This window comes from Roseburia sp. AF25-13LB, from assembly GCF_003478915.1.
Lineage (GTDB): Bacteria > Bacillota > Clostridia > Lachnospirales > Lachnospiraceae > Roseburia_C > Roseburia_C amylophila.
In genome coordinates this window covers 174,078-192,879 of the sequence record NZ_QUFO01000004.1, presented here as the reverse complement: position 1 = coordinate 192,879, position 18,802 = coordinate 174,078, and the positions used below count along the sequence as shown (strand labels likewise).

Sequence of the window (18,802 nt, the reverse complement as noted above, 5' to 3'; positions counted from 1 at the left end):
AGGATTTGGAATGTTACGTTTTGTCTTTTGTAAAATAAAGAATAAAAAAGGACTGAATTTGTGCCTGCTTCTTGGAATTACATTATTTATCGCATTATTTGTCTGTCATCCGATGTTTGAACGTGGTGCCGGAAACCAGGTATTAAGAACAGGATTTGAAACATATGCAAAGGAACAGGAAACATTTCCTGCAGTGATGAATCGTAGTGGCAGCTATTCTTCGAAGGATTATAGTTCTGCAAAGGAAGTGTTAGAGAAACTTGTGGCATATGAGAAAAAATGGACCGAATATGTGGCGGTGGATACAGTGGCATCCGAGCAGTATTTAAGCCTTTCCGGTGGAAAAGCAGATACCAGCCTGGGCGGAACCAATGAATATTTTACCGTTGGATATCTGCCGGAATTATCGAAGAACACAGATATTACATACGGAGAGGGTTTAGACAGCGGAAATCAGGTGAAAATAAACGGCTGTTATCCATGCCTTGTCAGTGAAGAGACGCTGGATGCCTACGGACTGGTGACAGGAGAAGTGCTTCATATGAAAATCCAGGGTGAAGCAGAAGTTTATGAAGTGGATTTTAAGGTGACAGGCATCATAAAAGAAAAGAATATCAATGATAGTTACTGGTATCACACGCTCAGTGATTTTGGAAATACACTGTTTGTATCGGAAAATACTTTTGATACATTGATTGCTTCCTTCGGGCAGGATGAAATCAGTTACGAAGAAAATCTGATGTTAGATTACCGGCAGATAGATGCAAAGCATGCGGCAGAATATGCAGATTATATGCAGCAGTTCCGGACATCAGATACAAAGTATCGGGATAATATGGCAGATACCCTGGCGTCCTTTTTCACAAAGCAGCGAACCATACAGCAGATGTTGTGGGCATTGGAACTGCCATGCATTGTACTGCTGCTGTTATTTATCTATATGGTATCCTCCCAGATACTTTCTCTGGAAGAAGGAGAAATTGCGGTACTCCGGAGCCGGGGCGCAACCAAATTGCAGGTGGGAATGATTTATCTTCTGCAGGCATCCTTTCTGGCATTGATAGGCGCAGTGCTTGGACTTTTGCTGGGATATGGAATGTGCAAAGGAGCAGCTTCCACCGACGGGTTTTTAAAATTTACCGGAAAAGATGTAAGCATGTATACCTTAAATGGCGGAATGATTCTCTACGCTCTGGTGGCGGCGGCTATTGTAATTCTGTTTCTGACCATACCGGCGCTGCGGCGGACAAAATACACCATTGTAAATGAAAGTATGGCAAAAAACGGTGTTGTGAAAAATCCATTCTGGAAAAAATGTTATCTGGATATTCTGCTATTACTTTTATCCGGGTATCTGCTTTATAACTACAACCGGCAGAAGGAGAGTCTTGCAATGGAAATGATTGCCGGAAAGGGAATGGACCCGGTAATCCTTTTGAATACATCGGTGTTTATACTGGCAGCAGGATTATTGTTTATACGTCTCTTTTATAATCTGATTCTTGCAGTGGACAGAGTTTTTAAGAACAGATTCCACCCGGCAGGATATGCGGCATTTTTACAGTTGAAAAGAACCTGGTATCAATCGGGATTTTTAGCAGTGTTTCTGGTTATGACCATAGCCAGTGGAATTTTTGATGCGAATATGGCACGGACCATGAATCAGAATATGGAAGAGCAGATTGCATATGTCACCGGAGCAGATGCAGTGGTGGAAGAAAACTTCCGGCTGCAGGTTTCGAAAATGGAAGAAAAGGAAACCAGCTGGAAATATCTGGAGCCTGATTTTGGAAGATATGAAACATTAATCAAAGAAAATGTCTGTGAAAATGCCACAAGGGTACTGATCGATGAAAAGACGGATATTACTGCGAAAAACGGAACAGTTTTTGATGGAAAACTTATGGCAATCCACACAAAAGGATTCGGGGAGACTGCACGGCTTAAAGCTGGTGTCAACAAAGAACACTGGTTTTATGCACTGAATGCACTGGCAGAGGAGCCGGATGGGGTAATAATTTCTTCCAATCTGGCAGACAAATTAAAGTTAAAGGTGGGAGATACTTTAAGTTATACAAGGTATCTGCCGGCAGAGATTGGTGAAGATGCCATGGGCAGCAGGCAGGCAAAGGTCTGTGCAATCATAGACTGCTTCCCTGGTTATGAAAGATATGCTTATGTAAAGGATGAAGAAGGCAATTTAAATGAACAGGAACAGTATCTTCTGGTAGCAAATTATGCCACCGTTATCAGTGCTTTTGGTCAGACCCCTTACCAGGTGTGGATGAAGCTTTCAGATGGTGTGAAAGAGACTATGTTTACGAAAAGTCTTGCGGCAGCAGGTGTTCAGCCGCAACATATTACCTTATTGCAGGAACAGCTTGCCGACAACCGGAATTCAGCCATGGTACAGGTGACAAATGGAATGTTTACATTAAGCTTTATTTTATCTTTGGTGGTATGTTCGGTAGGATTTTTACTCTATTGGATTATGACACTGAAAAAACGGGAACTGCTGCTGGGAGTCTACCGGGCAATGGGAATGCGCATGGGAGAGATTCGAAAGCTGCTTTTGACGGAACAGCTATTTACTTCCGCCGGGCCACTGCTTGCCGGTGGCGGAATCGGAGCAGTGACAACGCTTTTGTTTGTACGTCTGCTTATGGTGGTCTATCTGCCGCAAAAGCATAATCTTGCCATAGAAATATACATTTATCCTACAGACCTTTTGAAGCTTTTAGCGGTACTTCTGGCAGTGATGTTATTCTGTTATCTGATTATCCGGAAAATACTGCGGAGCATGAAAATTGCAAAGGCACTTCGGTTAGGGGAGGACAGCTGATGGAACAGACGATAGCAATACGCACAGAAAATATAAAAAGATATTTTTCGTCGGGAGATGGCAGCATCGTCCGGGCTTTGGACGGCGTTTCCATGGAGATACCAAGCAACAGTCTTACTATTTTAAAGGGACGTTTCGGCTCCGGCAAGACAACCCTTCTTAATCTTTTAAGTGCTCTTGATGTACCGACGGAAGGAAAAGTGGAATTTTTCGGAAAAGATTTGGAACATTTAAAAGACAGGGAGCGGGAGGACTTGCGGCGTTACCGGATGGGATTTGTTTTTCAGTCTGTGGCATTGATTCCTGTGATGAATGCCTATGAAAATGTGGAATTTGCCCTGCGGTTATCCGGTGATAAAGAGAAACGGAAGAAGGATAAGGAAGAGCAGAAAAATAGGGGAGAACAGAAGAAGCGTGTAATAGAAATCTTAGAACGGGTCGGACTGAAAGAACGGATTTATCATATGCCTTATCAACTATCTGGCGGTGAACAGCAGCGGGTGGCTATTGCCCGGGCAGTTGCCCACAGACCACAGGTGATTTTTGCAGACGAACCAACCGGTGCACTGGATACGGCATCGGGGCTTGCAGTCATGAAACTTTTCCGTGAACTGGTAGAGCAGGAGCATATCACTGTAGTCATGACCACCCATGACCCGAATCTGATGGAACTTGGTGATTTCGTCTATGAATTAAAGGATGGGAGGCTGGTAAAATGATTCAGTGTGACAGCCTGGTAAAGATATATGAGATGGAACAGCATAAAGTCATGGCACTGGAAGGACTGGATCTTACGATAGAAGATGGGGAAATGATGGCAATTATCGGCAAATCCGGCAGTGGAAAGTCGACGCTGCTTAATATCATCGGAGGACTGGAATCACCCACAGCAGGAATCCTTATGGTGGATGGAAAGGACTTATCGTCCTATACAGAAAAAGAACTGGTTTTATACCGCCGTGACAAAGTGGGATTCGTCTGGCAGAAGAGTGCAAGAAATCTTTTCTCTTATCTTACGGCGCTGGAAAATATTGAAGCACCCATGCAGGTTCATCCGGGAACATCCGCCCGGGAGAAGCGGAAGCGTGCCAGAGATTTATTAAAGGCAGTCGGTATGGAAGCACATGCGGATAAGTTCCCTTCCCAGCTATCCGGTGGCGAGCAGCAGCGGATTGCCATTGCCGTTGCACTTTCCAATCAGCCGTCGATTCTTCTGGCAGATGAACCTACCGGCGCAGTAGATACAAAGACTGCAAATCAGATATTTGAGCTGTTCCACAAACTAAATGAAGAATTTAAAATTACAATAATCATAGTGACCCATGATATGGCATTGGCGGATAAAGTGGAGCGGACAGTGCTGATTTCCGATGGCAAAATCAGTACCGAAAAGATTCGGAAAGTATCTTTGGAAGAACTGCAGCGTCTTGCAAGCACGGCAGAATTTACCCATGAAGAATATTCTGTTTTAGACAAAGCCCACCGGCTGCAGCTGACAGAAGAAATGTTAGAAGAAGCCGGTATCGATTCCAATAAAGTGCGGATTGAGGTTCAGGATGGCAAAATCCTGATTCAAAAAGAATAAACCGGTACTTGCTGCAACAAAGTATTTATGAAGTAAGAAACCGCTTCGTTTCCTCCATGACATTGCGAAGCGTTTTGATATTATCAAGTGTATCCTTTGTTTCTAAAGAGTGATTGGCATCCGGATAGAGGAAAAGAGGAATCTTTTGCCCTCTGCTGATGCCAGTCACTTTTTCAATATCGCTCCAGGGATCGGAAGTGCCGAGAAAAGCAATGGCATTCTGCGGGTGGAAATCATAGGTTTCCCGTAAAGGGGTATAGAGAATCTGGCGGCAGGAAATATTTTCCTTCCTTGCATAGGCAGAGGCAATAACCGTTCCGATGCTCTTTGAGATAAATATAATTTCATCATAATCCTGCCAGTTTACGGAAGAAAGCTGTTTTACAGCCTGTTCATAAAGATAAGAAAAAGCCTGCTGCATTTTCTCCCTATTACCCCGGATATTTCCAGTGATATCGCTGCCGGCAAGGGAATAGCCCAGTGTAAGAGCGGTTTCATAACCTGCTTCGGCAACAAGCTTTCGGCTGTAATAGAGCAGTGGTTTGTCACAGTGATAACCGATGCCCGGAAAAAAGACCGCCAGTTTATTTTTCGATAAATGCATAAGAAATTGTCCTTTCTGTTCCGGCATTTTCAGGTGGCAGAAACCGGAGCTTTTTAACCTTAGAAAATATAGTAGCACAATGGGAAATAATGACTTCTCTAAGGATATAACAAATGCGATAAAGTTAATTGTAATAAGGGACTTTATCGCATTTGTTATTAGATGAGCCGCATTGGAAACAGCACAAATTGTAACTAAATAATAAACTGGAACTTATCACCGATACATAGCTGTTTGCAAAGATTTGTGATAGTGTTGTCAACATCGTGGATGGTACTTGATATCCGGAGCAGAGGATACCCCTTACTGATGTTTAAAGTCTTAGCCTCTTGGGCATTTGCGAAAACAATATCAAGTGTTTTACGTGAATGATCCAGAATGATATTGTGTTTTCTTAGTATTTCATACAAAGATGAGTCGTTTAAATCTTCTCCAAATAAAAAAGAAAAGGATTCAGGAAATTTATTGAACTCTAAGATGACGGGGACATTGTCCATATAACGGATTCTTTCCACTACAAGTATTTTATCCCCTTCGTGTAGTGACATTTCGGTTAAATCCCGTTCAGAAGGATCTTCCAATGCAATTTTGATGGTCTTAGCTCCAGGTGTTGCATTTTTCATCCGGCACATATCAGAAAAACTTATGACTTCTGTAATATTACGCTGCAATTTTTTTTCCGCTACAAAAGTTCCTTTTCCTGATTTCCTTTCTAAATATCCGGATTCAGATAAAACGGCTAATGCTTTTCGGACAGTAACTCTGCTCACATGGTATGATTCACTTAATTCATTTTCTGTAGGCAGACGACTGCCGGCCGCCCGTTCTCCGGCGTCAATTTCTTTTCGTATTTTTTCCTCCAATTGTTTGTACAGTGGTGTGGCAATGGTGTTGTTCAGTTCCATATAAATACCTCTCTCCTAATATAACTTTCACAAATATTATAAAACAAAGTTGCAAAAATGTATATATTTTCCTATATTGTATGATATATATTGACAGAATGTATTATATTGTATTATAGTAAACATATAGAACAAATAAATACATTATAAAAAGGAGAGAAAAAATGGGATACGTAAGTAAAGACATTAAAAACATTGTGAAAGAAATTTTAGAAGAAAAAAAAGACATCGGTGGAATTAAAAATATTTATTTTGTGGGATGCGGAGGATCACTTGGTGCACTTTATCCGGCAAAAACATTTATGGAGAGAGAATCACAGGTTTTGAGATCAGCCTGGATAAACAGTAATGAGTTTGTGCATAGCACACCAAAGGACTTTGGAGAAAATTCTATTATATGTCTTGCCTGCCACAAGGGAAATACACCGGAAACGATTAAGGCTGCCAGATTAGGAAAAGAAAAAGGAGCGGCGGTTATTATTCTGACATGGCTGGAGGAATCAGAAATTATAGAATTTGGAGATTATATTATACATTATACATTTGATGCAAGTCCTGATCATCTTGCAGGGGATATTGATTATGCAGGAGAAAAGACGCAGTGCGCATTGCTTGTGGCAGTGGAATTAGTTGCACAGACGGAGGGATATGCTAATTATGATAAATTCTATGAAGCTTTAGGCATGATTAGCAATATCATCAGAAATGCACGTACACATGTGGCTGCCAGGGCAGAGGCATTTGCAGAAGAGTATCAGAATGATTCAGTGATTTATACAATGGGAAGTGGTGCAGCATATGGAGCTGCCTATATGGAGAGTATCTGTATATTTATGGAGATGCAGTGGCTTGATTCAAGCAGTATTCATACCGGTGAATTTTTCCATGGTCCATTTGAAGTTACAGATGCAAACCGTCCGTTTATGATTCAGATATCAGAAGGCTCAACCCGCGAACTGGATGAGAGAGCACTTACATTCCTGAAAACATATGCAAAACGTATTGAGGTTCTTGATGCGAAAGAGCTTGGCTTATCCACAATTGATGCAACAGTAGTAGATTACTTTAACCATGCACTGTTTAATAATGTATATCCGATTTACAACCACGCACTGGCAGTAAAGCGTGAACATCCGTTAACAACCCGCCGCTATATGTGGAAGGTAGAATATTAATGAAAAAATTCTGTGAAAAAAAATATGTATTGTTTGACTTTGATGGAGTTATAGCAGATACAGAAGAGAGTAATGGTAATTATCTGGGTCTGGCATTAAAAGAGTTTGGAGTGGAACTGACACAAAAAGACAGGGATAGACTAATTGGCTCACATGATTCCCATATTCTGCTGGAACTGCTGGAACGCTCGCCGGAGAAAATAACAATGGAACAGCTTTTGCAAAAAAGAAAAGAAATAGGAAATACATATGAAAATGGCTGCATTAAGCCAATGGATGGGGTGCTGGAGTTTATTGCCGGTTTGAAAAAACAGGGGAAAAAGCTGGCAGTGGTTTCTTCAACCTCTACACGGCTGATTGTAGTAGCATTGAACCGGATGAAAATGCTGGGTTTGTTCGATGTGCTGGTATGCGGAGACATGTGCCGGAATAGAAAACCGGATCCGGAATGCTATAGAAAAGCAATGCAATATTTAGAAGCAAAGCCGGAAGAATGTATTGCAATAGAAGACTCGTTTATTGGTATACAGGCAGCAAAGGCTGCAAATATAGAGGTAGTTGCGTATACAGGAGCTGGTGAGAATCAGGATGTAAGTCAGGCGGATTATGTTATTTCTTCATACGTTTAACTGCCTGAGTGAAAGAAAGAGAAAACAGAAGAATAAAAAGTATTTAATTGTATGCCCGCCAGTGCTCCTGGCGGGTTTTGCTATGCACAATTAAATTGATATTGATGTACAAAAAGTGAAACAAAAAATTGTGCATAATGTCGAAAATGTATTTCTTTATTGACACAAATGTATGGAATCTATATAATACAAATAGATACAAAATAAAACAATACAAATAAAAACAAATTAATACATTTTGGTTTTAAAGTAGTGCACATGCTTTGGAATAAATAAAAAAGAGGAGGTAGATGTCCATGTTTTGGATTGAATTTATTGTTTTAATGCTGATTATTGTGTGGGGAACCAGAAAAGGTGGAAGTTTCCTGGCAATGGCTGGCGGCATCGGAATGTTGATTTTCGTATATATCTTTAGAGTGACTCCATCAGATCCACCGATTACTGTTATACTGATTATGTTGGCGGTAATTACCGCAGCCTGTACGATGCAGGCAACTGGCGGATTGGATTTTATGGTACAGCTTGCAGAAAAAATATTACGGAAAAATCCGAAAAACATTACTTTGGTAGCACCTTTTGTAGCGTATTTATTTACATTCTGTTGTGGAACCGGACATATTGTATATTCGTTACTTCCGGTTATTAATGAAATAGCATTGGAAAATGGAATTCGGCCTGAGCGCCCGATTTCTGTTAGTATTATTTCATCCCAGCAGGCAAATACCGGATCACCAATAACAGCTGCAACAGTAGCTATTGTGGGTTATATGACTATTTTTGAAAAAGTAAATCTGGCAACAATTATGCTGGTAGCAATTCCGGCAGCACTGATAGGAGTATTGGTTGCAGCATTGTCTGTATACAAGAAAGGTCTGGAATTAGAGGATGATCCTGAATATCAGCAGAGGGTTGCAGATGGACTGGTAAAGGATTTTAAAAAGAAAGTAGAAGGAGAAAAACAGGTAACCAAGAAAGCAAAGATTTCTGTTGCTATCTTCCTGGTTTCTATGGTAGTAATTGCAATATGCGGTATTTTCCCGGCACTCCGTCCAACATTTAGCGATGGTACACAGTTAGCAATGACATCTTTAATCCAGATTATTATGTATGTAGCTGCCGCAATTATTGTTATTGTAAGTAAAATTGATAGTAACGACATTTTAGAAGTACCGTTGTTAAAGACTGGATTCTTTGCTGTTATTCTTGCAGCGGGACTTTGCTGGCTGGTAAATACTTTTGTTGGTGCACAGACAAACTTCATTACAGAAAATTTGTCAGCTTTAACAAATGAACATCCATGGATTTATATTATTGCAGTATTTCTGGTAGGTGCACTGACAAGTTCACAAGCGTCTACGACAATGATTATGATTCCAATTGCAATTGCATTGAATCTGCCGGCTTATATTATTGTAGGTGGATGGATGGCATGCTCATCCAACTATTTTATCCCGGATTCCAGCCAGTGTATAGCAGGTCTTGCTTTTGACACGGCAGGTACTACGAAGATTGGAAAATTTATATTTAATCACAGCTATATGCGGCCGGGACTTGTATGTACAATTGTATCAGTATTAGTAGCAACAGGAATAGGATATTTTGTTTTCTGATAAAAACCGGTGGTGGCAAAATAAAGAAAACAGTAACAGCACACAGCCTGTGTTATTCTGACAGGCTGTGGGAACTGCCACCTCATGATGGATTGCCAGATATACATAAATATTAATAATGGCTATCTGAAAAAATGAAAGAGCGAATCTGGAAAAATAATTGCTTGTTGCAAAAAGAAGAGGTGAGGGAGTCTGGGTGAAAGAAAAATTGAAAGAAAGGAGAAAGAAATAAAAATGAGACAGCCTAGAATAATTGCAATTGGAGATGCAGTTTGTGACAAATATCTTTCCAGGGGGAAAATGTATCCAGGAGGTCAGTGTGTTAACACATGTGCATATGCACATATGAATAATGCAGAAAGTGCATTTTTAGGTAAATTTGGAAATGATGAAGTAGCAGAATGCATTCAGGCAGCACTGAAAAATATGAATGTAGACTTTTCACATAGCAGGAATTATGAAGGTGAAAATGGATTTGCATGTGTGACACTGAATCAGGGAGATCGCGTATTTGTCGGGTCCAATCATGGAGGTGTGGCAAAAGAGTATCCTTATGATTTTACGCAGGAAGATTTTTCATATATAAGAAAGTTTGATTTGATTTATACAAATCTGAATGCCTATATAGATGATGACATAGAAGAAATTGCTTCCTTGGGTCTTCCAGTTGCATTTGATTTTTCAAATCGATGGACAGACGAATATCTGAAAAAAATTTGTCCGCATATTAAAGTGGCAATGCTTTCCTGTGCACATTTAAGTGATAAAGAACGCGAAAGGGAAATGAGTAAAGTAAAAGAGCTTGGAGTTCCGCTTGTTCTGGGAACAATAGGAGAAGATGGTTCATACATTTTATACCATGGTGAAATGATGTATGAAAAAGCTGTAAAGGCAGAAAGCATTATGGATACTATGGGTGCAGGAGACTCTTATTTCGCGACATTTTTGACATATATTTTACGGTATAAAGAACCGGAATTTTTTAAAGAAGAAAGTAAAGATGATGGGAATGTTAAAGAACTTTTAAAGAAAGCCATGCAGGCTGGAGCAGAATTCGCTTCAAAGATTTGCGGTGTCGAAGGAGCGTTTGGGTATGGAACGCCAATTGCAGGAAGAATAATTGATAATAGAAATAATTAAAAGGTTTAAGGAGGAACGCTATATGGATATAAAGCCGACAAGTTACAGGTATGATGGAGAAGGAATAGAATGTGCATATCGGAATGAAAAATGGGTTGTTTGTATCAAAAATTGGAAACCGAATAATGACATTGATGGGTTAGAACATTTAGAGATACATCATACGACAGATGAACAATTCATTTTGATTTCTGGAAAATGTATTATTATTACAGCGGACAGAATAGATGGAAAGTTTAATATTGAATTAACTCCGGTGGAGAAAGGAACTTTATACAATGTACCGAAAGAGCGTTGGTTTTTTACTATTGTAGAAAAGGATACCAAAATGATGTATGTGCAGGATGCCGGATGTAGTATGGATAATAGTGAGTATTGTAAACTGAGCCAGGAAGAAATTTCATATATTCAGAAATTAGCAAGACCAATGCTTGCAGAATAATATAACAACAATTTATTAAAAATATTTATGGGAGGATTATCAATGAAGCCAACAGAAATCAAGAATGTAATTACAGAAATTTTAGAAAGCAGAAAAGAAGAAGGTGGTATTAAAGCATTATATTTTGTGGGATGCGGTGGTTCTAATGGAGCACTTTATCCAGCGAAAACATTTATGGAAAGAGAATGTGCAAATATTAAGTCAGCACTAATTAATAGTAATGAATTTGTATATAGTACTCCGAAGGATTTGGGAAAAAATGTAATCGTGTGTTTATCGTGCCATAAGGGAAATACACCGGAAACAATTAATGCAGCGAAGCTGGCAAAGGAAAAAGGTGCAGCTGTAATTATTCTGACATGGAAAGAGGAATCAGAGATTACCCCATTTGGTGATTATATTATCAATTATACTTTTGGAGATAATAAGGATATTGCTGGTGAAAAAATTATCTGTGCACTTCTGGTGGCAGTGGAACTGTTGAATCAGACAGAAGGGTATGAGCATTATGAAGAATTTATGGATGGTGTTGGACGTATTGATGGTATTGTGAAACATGCATGTAAGCATGTGGAAAAACGGGCTGAACTGTTTGCCAGGGAATATAAAGATGATAAAATTATTTATACTATGGCAAGCGGAGCGGGTTATGGTGCAGCATATATGCAAAGTATATGTATTTTTATGGAAATGCAGTGGATTCATTCTTCCAGTATTCACAGTGGGGAATTTTTCCATGGACCTTTCGAAATTACAGATAAAGAAGTACCATTTGTGCTTCAGGTTTCTGAGGGAACCAATCGACCGTTGGATGAACGTGCATTGAAGTTTTTGAAGACTTATGCAAAACGGATTGAAGTAATTGATGCAAAGGATTTAGGGCTGTCTACAATTGATGCATCAGTCGTAGACTATTTTAACCATTCCTTATTCACAAATGTATATCCGGTTTATAATAAGGCTTTGGCTGAGGAGAGACAGCATCCACTGACAACACGACGCTATATGTGGAAGGTAGAGTATTAAAAAACTTAAAAAATGATGTAAACATACAGCATGTCAGATTTTGATGGAAAATTTGAAGTACATTACAAGGAAAGCCTGGAAATGATAATGATTTCCGGGCTTTCTGAGCTTTGACACATGACCTGAGGAAGAAGGAACGGAATTGAAAAAAACAATAGGTATTATTGGTGGCATGGGACCGATGGCTACCTGCGATTTAATGAAAAAGATTTTTGAAGTGTCAGATGCAGACTGCGATCAGAACTATGTGCATGTTTGTGTTGATTGTAACACGAATATTCCGGATAGAACGAAAGCTATTCTTGAAAAGGGAGAGGATCCTATACCAGAGATGGTAAAAAGTGCAGTAAGTCTGCAAAATATGGGAGCAGATTTATTGATGATACCTTGTAACACAGCACATTTTTTTTATGATCGGTTAAAAATATTTACTGATATCCCGATATTGCATATGCCCCGCGAGACAGTAAAAGCTTTAAAAGAGCAGAATATATCATGTGCAGCCGTATTGGCTACGGATGGCGTGATAAAGAGTGGGGTTTATGAGAAAGAGCTTCGGGCACAGGGAATCAAAACGATTTATCCGGATGCAGAGCAGCAACAGAAAATTATGGCAGTAATCTATCAATGTATTAAAGCTGGAAAAAAGGATGTAGAAAAGTACGGACTTGACGATATTTTAAAATCCTTGATTAAACAGGGTGCGCAAAGTGTGATTCTGGGATGTACTGAATTACCAATTGCTTTTTCCTTGGCAGGAATCAGAGAAAATATAGTTGACCCAACGGAGATTGCAGCAAGAGCTGCATTAAAATTTCTGCAATTACCAATACATGCATTATAAAGCAGCTGTATTTTTATGAAAATAAATGGTATCGGAAAAGTGTGAAAACTCCCTTCAAAAAGCCCCCAAAAAGTCGCAACAAACATTGACAATCCGTGGGTTTGAGGACTATACTAATATATAAATTATAAATACCAGACAGGTTATTACAGAAAGAGAAAGGGAGGTATATGATAACAGGGAATTATCATATATTTTCAGAGCCTTTTTGAATATTTCTGAAGGGGGAAACAGATGATTCAAAAATATTATAACAGTATTCTGGAACAGGTTTTTGCACAGATTGGAAAGAAAGAACACAACATTGTTCTGGCAAAATACAGCAATGATTTTTCATTAAAGCAGTTGGAAATATCAGAGCAGATAACGAATAATAAAGAGGTTCGTTTTGTAGCCCACGAATTCCGGGCAGAGAAATTATCGGGAGCATATGAGCCGTTTCTGGATTTGATTTTGGAACTTTTCGACCAGCAGAAGGAGATGACATTTGATGAATTCCTGGACAAGTGTAATGTCTATTCCCTGCAGCGTCCGATTATTGCAGCATACCGGGAGAGTGGAAAATGTATCCGGAAAGAGAGTTTATTGTATACAGAAGTTGACTATGAGCGGGAGCGGATGCATGATGCTATTGTGGCAATGCTTGTTGAAGTTTCTAAGATACAGCCGTTTATGCTTTGGATTAACCGCATGCAGTTTGCCGGAAAGGGAACCATAGAAATAGTCTATGAACTGTTAAAAGCAGAGCATACAGAGAATATCGGAATCGTTCTCGGCATGAATGAGCAGCAGCGTCTGCCGGAATATATGCTGCCGGGCTGGGAAAACGTAACGGAGGAATTGGATAATAATGTTGCAATATTCCGCATTGGAAATGCCGGAGAATCCCGGGAACAAAGAGATGAGGTTATTACAGCAGAAAGTATTGAAGATGATATCAGAACATTGCAGAATCTTGTTTTTTTCATGGATTTTGAACAGGCGTTGTTTTATCTGGAAAAAGTAGACCGCAGAATCAGATTTGATAATTTTACAGTATCGGATGAAGTGAAATACGAACTCTGGCAGTTCTATGCATATGTATCGGTATATATGAGGGATTTGCCAAAAGCACTGGAAATAAGTGAGGGTATCTTACAGCTTGCAGAGAAGAAAAAGAACCGCAGGATGCGTTTTTATGCATATTATCTCCGCTCTGTAATTTATATGTATCAGTCAAAACTGCAGGAAGCCACTGAATGTGCAGGTGTTGCAAAAAGTATTGCAATAGAAGGCGGCATGGAGCGCGGTCAGTTTGAAGCAGAGCTGGTAGAAATACAAGCGAAAATGGCAGGCTGGAATAATATTTTCTTCTGTGCACAGAATGTGGAAGTCAGCGATGCCATGATTGAAAAATTAATGAAATATGACTACCGGAATCATCTGGCGTACATTTATGTATATGCCTATGACAATAAGCCGGAGATTGTGGCAAAGGCATATTATTCCGAATCCCAGCTTATTTATTTCAGTAAGGGAATCAGACTGGCAACAGAAATTGGCAATACACAGCTTATTTACAATGCATATCAGAAGAACATTATGCTGGCGTCTACCAACGGTATGTATCCGATTGCGTTGCTGTATTCGGTAAGAACTTTTGAAGCACTGGATAATAAACGCTCCTTGGAAAGTGGACGTATTTTCTCGGGAATCGGTTATACCTTAACGGCATTAAGACAGAATGACCTTGCAAAGCGTTATTTTCAGAAAGCAGTAGAAATTTTATATAATCTGGAATTGCCGGAGGATATTGCGGAAGTATATTACAATATGGCAATTAACTGTATTGCAGCAGAAGAATTCAAGGAAGCCAATGAATATCTGATGCGCTGTATGAAGACCATTGAACGTCTGCATTTAAATAGTCTGAGGGTCTGTAATTTAAGTAAATTGTATGGACTTCTGGCACTGTGCAGCCAGAAACTTGGCAACCGCTTCAACTGTGAACAGTACCTCAATAACTGCAAACAGTTCTTGAATTACATAATTGAAAAAGAAAAGCTTCAGAATGATGTGGGAATCATCCACGATTATGCACGTTGTGATGACGATATGTTCCTTTATCATTTCACACGGGCATTACTTGGAATGGATTCCGGTAATGATTCGTCAGCATTTGAAGATTTTAATTGTGCAGAGACACATCTGGTGCGGACTGAGGGAAACCAGTTCTTCTGTTATCAGCTGTTCCGTAAGGACAGGATTCGCTTTTATGGGCAGACAGGAAGAATGGAACTTAAGAGCAATGAAGAGGCAATCTTAAAACAATATCTTGAGGATAATACCCATTCTCTCACGGATGAAGAAATTAAGGTATTAGAGCCATTAGAACAGTATTTATCAGAAGAACCTCTTCATGTGATATCTTCTCAGGAGATGGAAATGCAGCTGAAGCAGGAAAGCATAAACCGTGCTTACAAGCAGGAACGCCGTCAGATGGATTTTCTGTCGACATGGCAGAAGACCATTGATGTGACGGATGTTTCGGCAGAAGTAATGGTAGAGAATGTGATGCGGACATTCCTGTATCACTTTAATTTGGACCGGGCATTATATATACAGTATCATGGAAGAAAACCAAAGGTACTTTATGATAATACAGAAGCCAGTTTTTCTATGAAGGAGCAGAAGTATTTAAAGGAAGTGTTCGAAAAGACACAGAGAGGGTTTGTTGTATCGAAAATCAGCAGTAACTATTCGGAACATCTGAATGTGGTCAAACTGTTTGGTGAAGATAATGTATGCTCCCTTGTTGCTATTCCATTCTTTGACAATGGAAAAGTAACAAGCATTATGATAGCATATATTCTGATGAAGGATAACTGGCATTCTTCCGTCAGCCGCTATATGTTAGATGAGAGTGATATGCGGATTTATGAGCTTTTGTTCCGGGAAGTGCAGTATGCACTGAATCGTCTCTATGCATATGAGAAGCTCTACGAAATGAATACTGCATTGTATAAATCTGCAGTAACCGACCAGCTGACAGGAATTTTCAACAGGAAGGGATTCTATCAGAACATCGAGGAAATTATCCGGAAGATTAAAAAGGGCCGCATGAAGCATGATTTTGGTATTATGTTTATCGATCTGGATAATTTCAAAGGATATAATGATACCTTTGGACATGATGTAGGAGATTTGCTGCTTAAGTCCATGGCAAATATCTTCAGCAGGGTCTGCAGGGACAAGGGCTTTGTGACACGTTTCGGTGGTGATGAATTTATTATTTTCCTCTACACCGGAGAGCACAAGGTTTTAGAGGATACCGCAAAGGCTATCTATAAAGAGATTAAGAAACAGGATGGGTTCAGGGAACTGATTGCAAAAGAAATCGGACAGCCGGTTGAGATTGATGATAAGAAATTACTTTCCTGCTCTATTGGTATTATTTCTTCCAATCAGGTAAAGAAGGCAGAAGACATTGACGAAATGATTAAAGAGGCGGATGATCTTCTGTATGCAGTAAAAGCAGAATCCAAAGGAACGTATAAGTTCTTTGAAGAGCAGGAACAGAAGTAAAGCAAAGGAAACGGGAAAACGTATGGTAATGAAGCTTCCAGAGCATGTAAAGTTTATAATTGATAAGCTGCAGGAAGCAGGCTTTGAAGGATATGCAGTAGGAGGGTGTGTCAGAGACACCCTCCTTCAGCGTGTGCCTCAGGACTGGGATATTACCACTTCTGCCTATCCGGAAGAAGTAAAAGAAATTTTTGGGCGCACCATCGATACCGGAATTGAGCATGGAACGGTAACTGTAATGCTGGATAAAGAGGGGTATGAGGTGACAACTTACCGGATTGATGGCGAATATGAGGATGCCAGACATCCGAAGGAAGTAACCTATACAGATAATCTTTTAGAGGATTTAAAACGCCGGGATTTTACCATTAATGCCATGGCATATAATGAACAGCGGGGACTGGTGGATGCCTTTGACGGAGCAGGAGATTTAAAACGTGGCATCATCCGCTGTGTAGGAGAACCAAAGGAGAGGTTTGGGGAAGATGCTTTAAGGATGCTTCGGGCAGTGCGTTTTGCGGCACAGCTGGGCTTTGATATAGAAGAAGAGACAGCAGAAGCGATTCAGGAGCTTGCACCGATGTTAAAAAAGGTCAGTGCAGAGCGTATTCAGGTAGAACTGGTTAAGCTTCTTACCTCAGTCCATCCGGAGGAGATGCGTACCGTATATGCCACAGGAATTGCGGATGTGGTACTGCCGGAATTTTCGGTGATGATGCGTACACCACAGAATAATCCCCATCACTGTTATACAGTAGGAGAGCATACCATTGAAGTGTTAAAAGGTGTGGAAGCAGACAAGGTGCTGCGGCTTGCAGCATTATTTCATGATGTGGCAAAGCCCGACTGCCGCAGTACAGATGAAGATGGAATTGACCATTTCTACGGGCATCCGCAGGTGGGGGCAAAGAAGACGAAGACAATTTTACGCAGATTAAAATTCGACAATGCAACCATTGATATGGTCTGCCGGCTGGTGGCAATTCACGATATTAACCCGGCACTGACACCGGAGTCCGTACGAAAGGCAATACAGAAGGCGGGATTAGAGTGCTATCCGGTTATATTTGAATTGAAGAAAGCAGATATTTTAGCCCAGAGTGATTATCAGAGGAAAGAAAAGCTGGAAGCATTGGACGGATATCATAAGATTTATGATAAAATAATCAAAGATGCAGACTGTCTGACACTAAAAGACCTTGCACTTAATGGACGGGACTTAATAGAACTTGGCGTGAAGCCCGGTCCACAGATAGGAAACATTTTAGCAAAGCTTTTGGATGTGGTAATCGAAGAACCGGAAAAGAATACAAAAGAATATCTGACAGGTTATACTTTAAAGAACCTCTTCATATGATAGAAAGACGCATAAAGATTTGTGCGAATTCGTCGTATGGAGGGGTTTTTGTGTATAATTTATCGAGCCAGTTGTTAGAACAGTATCCGTTTGAGGTAACCGCCATCCAGAAAGGAAGGGGAACCTATATCTGCACGACATCAGAGGGCGGAAAAATAATAATAGGATCTTTTCGCGGGTCAAAAGGCAGAGCGGAAGCTATAGAACATGTTTTGCTCCGTCTGAAAGAAAATGGAATAGAAGCAGATGAAATCATACATACCAGGGAAGGCGAAATTTTAGCCCAGGAGGTGGATGAAACATGGTACTATGCCAGAAAATATATGGAGGGCAGGGAGTGTGAGACCAGGAGCCGTGATGATGTACTTGCTGCGGTAGAAGAACTGGCAAAGCTGCATCTTGTCCTGCAGAAGGTGGAGGATGAAAATTTAAAAATTGGCGGACAGGATTATGCCATGGAGGTATTCCGGCACAACCGGGAGCTTAAAAAGGTGCGCAATTATATTCATGGAAAGCATAAAAAGAATGAGTTTGAAATGATATTTATGCGCAATTATGAGATTTTCTTAAAACAGGCACTGGACGTGGAACATCGGCTGATGAAACCAAATCCGGGTGAAACGCAGGGGCAGAGCAGACAGCAGGGCCGGGAAGCAGCATTGTATGGAATCTGCCATGGAGACTTTAACCAGCATAATGTATTATTTACCCATGGTAAAATTATAATTACAAATTTTGAACAGGCACATTATGATGTGCTGGTAGGGGATCTGGCGCATTTCTTACGGAAACTGATGGAAAAACATAATTTTAATATCGGGCTGGCAACGGATATGCTGGCAGCTTACGAAAAAAGACGAAAATTATTACCAGAGGAATGGGAGCAGCTTTATGTAAGGATGGCATACCCACAGAAGTTCTGGAAAGTGGCAAATCACTACTTTAATGCCAATAAGGCGTGGGTGTCCGGCAGAGACATTGAGAAGTTGAACCGGGTTATCGAACAGGAAGAAATCCGCCAGCAGTTTTTAAGAATGTTATTTTATTTTGTGGAATAATCATGTATAATCATGTACAGG

General features: G+C 40.2%; 15 protein-coding genes. 13 read left to right on the top strand and 2 right to left on the bottom strand.

The genetic code is table 11. The annotated features are described in order from the left end of the window. Positions 1-10 precede the first annotated feature (10 nt). The 3 genes from DWY37_RS07880 to DWY37_RS07870 are packed head-to-tail and all read left to right on the top strand — an operon-like array spanning position 11 to position 4,427. Positions 11-2,842, top strand: a complete 2,832-nt coding sequence (locus DWY37_RS07880) for an ABC transporter permease (RefSeq protein ID WP_118544472.1) — start codon at positions 11-13, stop codon at positions 2,840-2,842. Continuing rightward, positions 2,842-3,561 carry an ABC transporter ATP-binding protein gene (locus DWY37_RS07875; protein WP_118544473.1) on the top strand — a complete coding sequence of 240 codons (720 nt, stop codon included), beginning with the start codon at positions 2,842-2,844 and terminating at the stop codon, positions 3,559-3,561. The genes DWY37_RS07880 and DWY37_RS07875 overlap by 1 nt, the downstream gene beginning before the upstream one ends. Beyond that, complete coding sequence (locus DWY37_RS07870) at positions 3,558-4,427, top strand: ABC transporter ATP-binding protein (RefSeq protein WP_118540844.1); 870 nt, start codon at positions 3,558-3,560, stop codon at positions 4,425-4,427. The genes DWY37_RS07875 and DWY37_RS07870 overlap by 4 nt, the downstream gene beginning before the upstream one ends. Before the next feature lie 25 nt (positions 4,428-4,452). Here the strand turns inward: DWY37_RS07870 and DWY37_RS07865 are convergent, their stop codons facing one another. Both DWY37_RS07865 and DWY37_RS07860 read right to left on the bottom strand, forming a co-directional pair. Further along, on the bottom strand, positions 4,453-5,031 hold the full coding sequence (locus tag DWY37_RS07865) for an alpha/beta hydrolase (RefSeq protein WP_118540874.1): 579 nt from the start codon (positions 5,029-5,031) through the stop codon (positions 4,453-4,455). Positions 5,032-5,225: 194 nt separating this feature from the next. After that, entirely contained in the window at positions 5,226-5,936 is a 711-nt protein-coding gene (locus DWY37_RS07860; protein ID WP_118540846.1) for a GntR family transcriptional regulator, read from the bottom strand. Positions 5,937-6,100: 164 nt separating this feature from the next. On the opposite strand from DWY37_RS07860, the gene DWY37_RS07855 reads away from it, so the two are divergent. The 10 genes from DWY37_RS07855 to DWY37_RS07810 all read left to right on the top strand — a co-directional run bounded on the left by DWY37_RS07855 (position 6,101) and on the right by DWY37_RS07810 (position 18,781). After that, positions 6,101-7,111, top strand: coding sequence for an SIS domain-containing protein (locus tag DWY37_RS07855; protein ID WP_118540848.1), 1,011 nt, complete (start codon positions 6,101-6,103; stop codon positions 7,109-7,111). Continuing rightward, entirely contained in the window at positions 7,111-7,740 is a 630-nt protein-coding gene (locus tag DWY37_RS07850) for an HAD family hydrolase (protein ID WP_118057058.1), read from the top strand. The genes DWY37_RS07855 and DWY37_RS07850 overlap by 1 nt, the downstream gene beginning before the upstream one ends. A gap of 296 nt (positions 7,741-8,036) precedes the next feature. After that, positions 8,037-9,350, top strand: coding sequence for an anaerobic C4-dicarboxylate transporter family protein (locus DWY37_RS07845; protein WP_117697735.1), 1,314 nt, complete (start codon positions 8,037-8,039; stop codon positions 9,348-9,350). A gap of 234 nt (positions 9,351-9,584) precedes the next feature. Further along, on the top strand, positions 9,585-10,490 hold the full coding sequence (locus DWY37_RS07840) for a fructoselysine 6-kinase (protein WP_117697733.1): 906 nt from the start codon (positions 9,585-9,587) through the stop codon (positions 10,488-10,490). A gap of 22 nt (positions 10,491-10,512) precedes the next feature. Further along, a complete protein-coding gene (locus DWY37_RS07835; protein WP_022242350.1) occupies positions 10,513-10,932 on the top strand; it encodes a hypothetical protein in 420 nt (139 codons plus the stop codon). Between the two features lie 42 nt (positions 10,933-10,974). Then, positions 10,975-11,958, top strand: a complete 984-nt coding sequence (locus DWY37_RS07830) for an SIS domain-containing protein (protein WP_118172886.1) — start codon at positions 10,975-10,977, stop codon at positions 11,956-11,958. 142 nt (positions 11,959-12,100) lie between these two features. Further along, positions 12,101-12,802: an aspartate/glutamate racemase family protein gene (locus DWY37_RS07825; protein ID WP_117947143.1), complete on the top strand. Its 702-nt coding sequence runs from the start codon at positions 12,101-12,103 to the stop codon at positions 12,800-12,802. A gap of 234 nt (positions 12,803-13,036) precedes the next feature. Then, on the top strand, positions 13,037-16,366 hold the full coding sequence (locus DWY37_RS07820) for a tetratricopeptide repeat-containing diguanylate cyclase (RefSeq protein ID WP_118544474.1): 3,330 nt from the start codon (positions 13,037-13,039) through the stop codon (positions 16,364-16,366). A gap of 22 nt (positions 16,367-16,388) precedes the next feature. After that, positions 16,389-17,723 (top strand): CCA tRNA nucleotidyltransferase, encoded by a 1,335-nt coding sequence (locus tag DWY37_RS07815; protein ID WP_118544480.1) that lies wholly within the window; start codon positions 16,389-16,391, stop codon positions 17,721-17,723. 50 nt (positions 17,724-17,773) lie between these two features. Next, positions 17,774-18,781 carry a phosphotransferase gene (locus DWY37_RS07810; protein ID WP_158575676.1) on the top strand — a complete coding sequence of 336 codons (1,008 nt, stop codon included), beginning with the start codon at positions 17,774-17,776 and terminating at the stop codon, positions 18,779-18,781. Positions 18,782-18,802 lie beyond the last annotated feature (21 nt).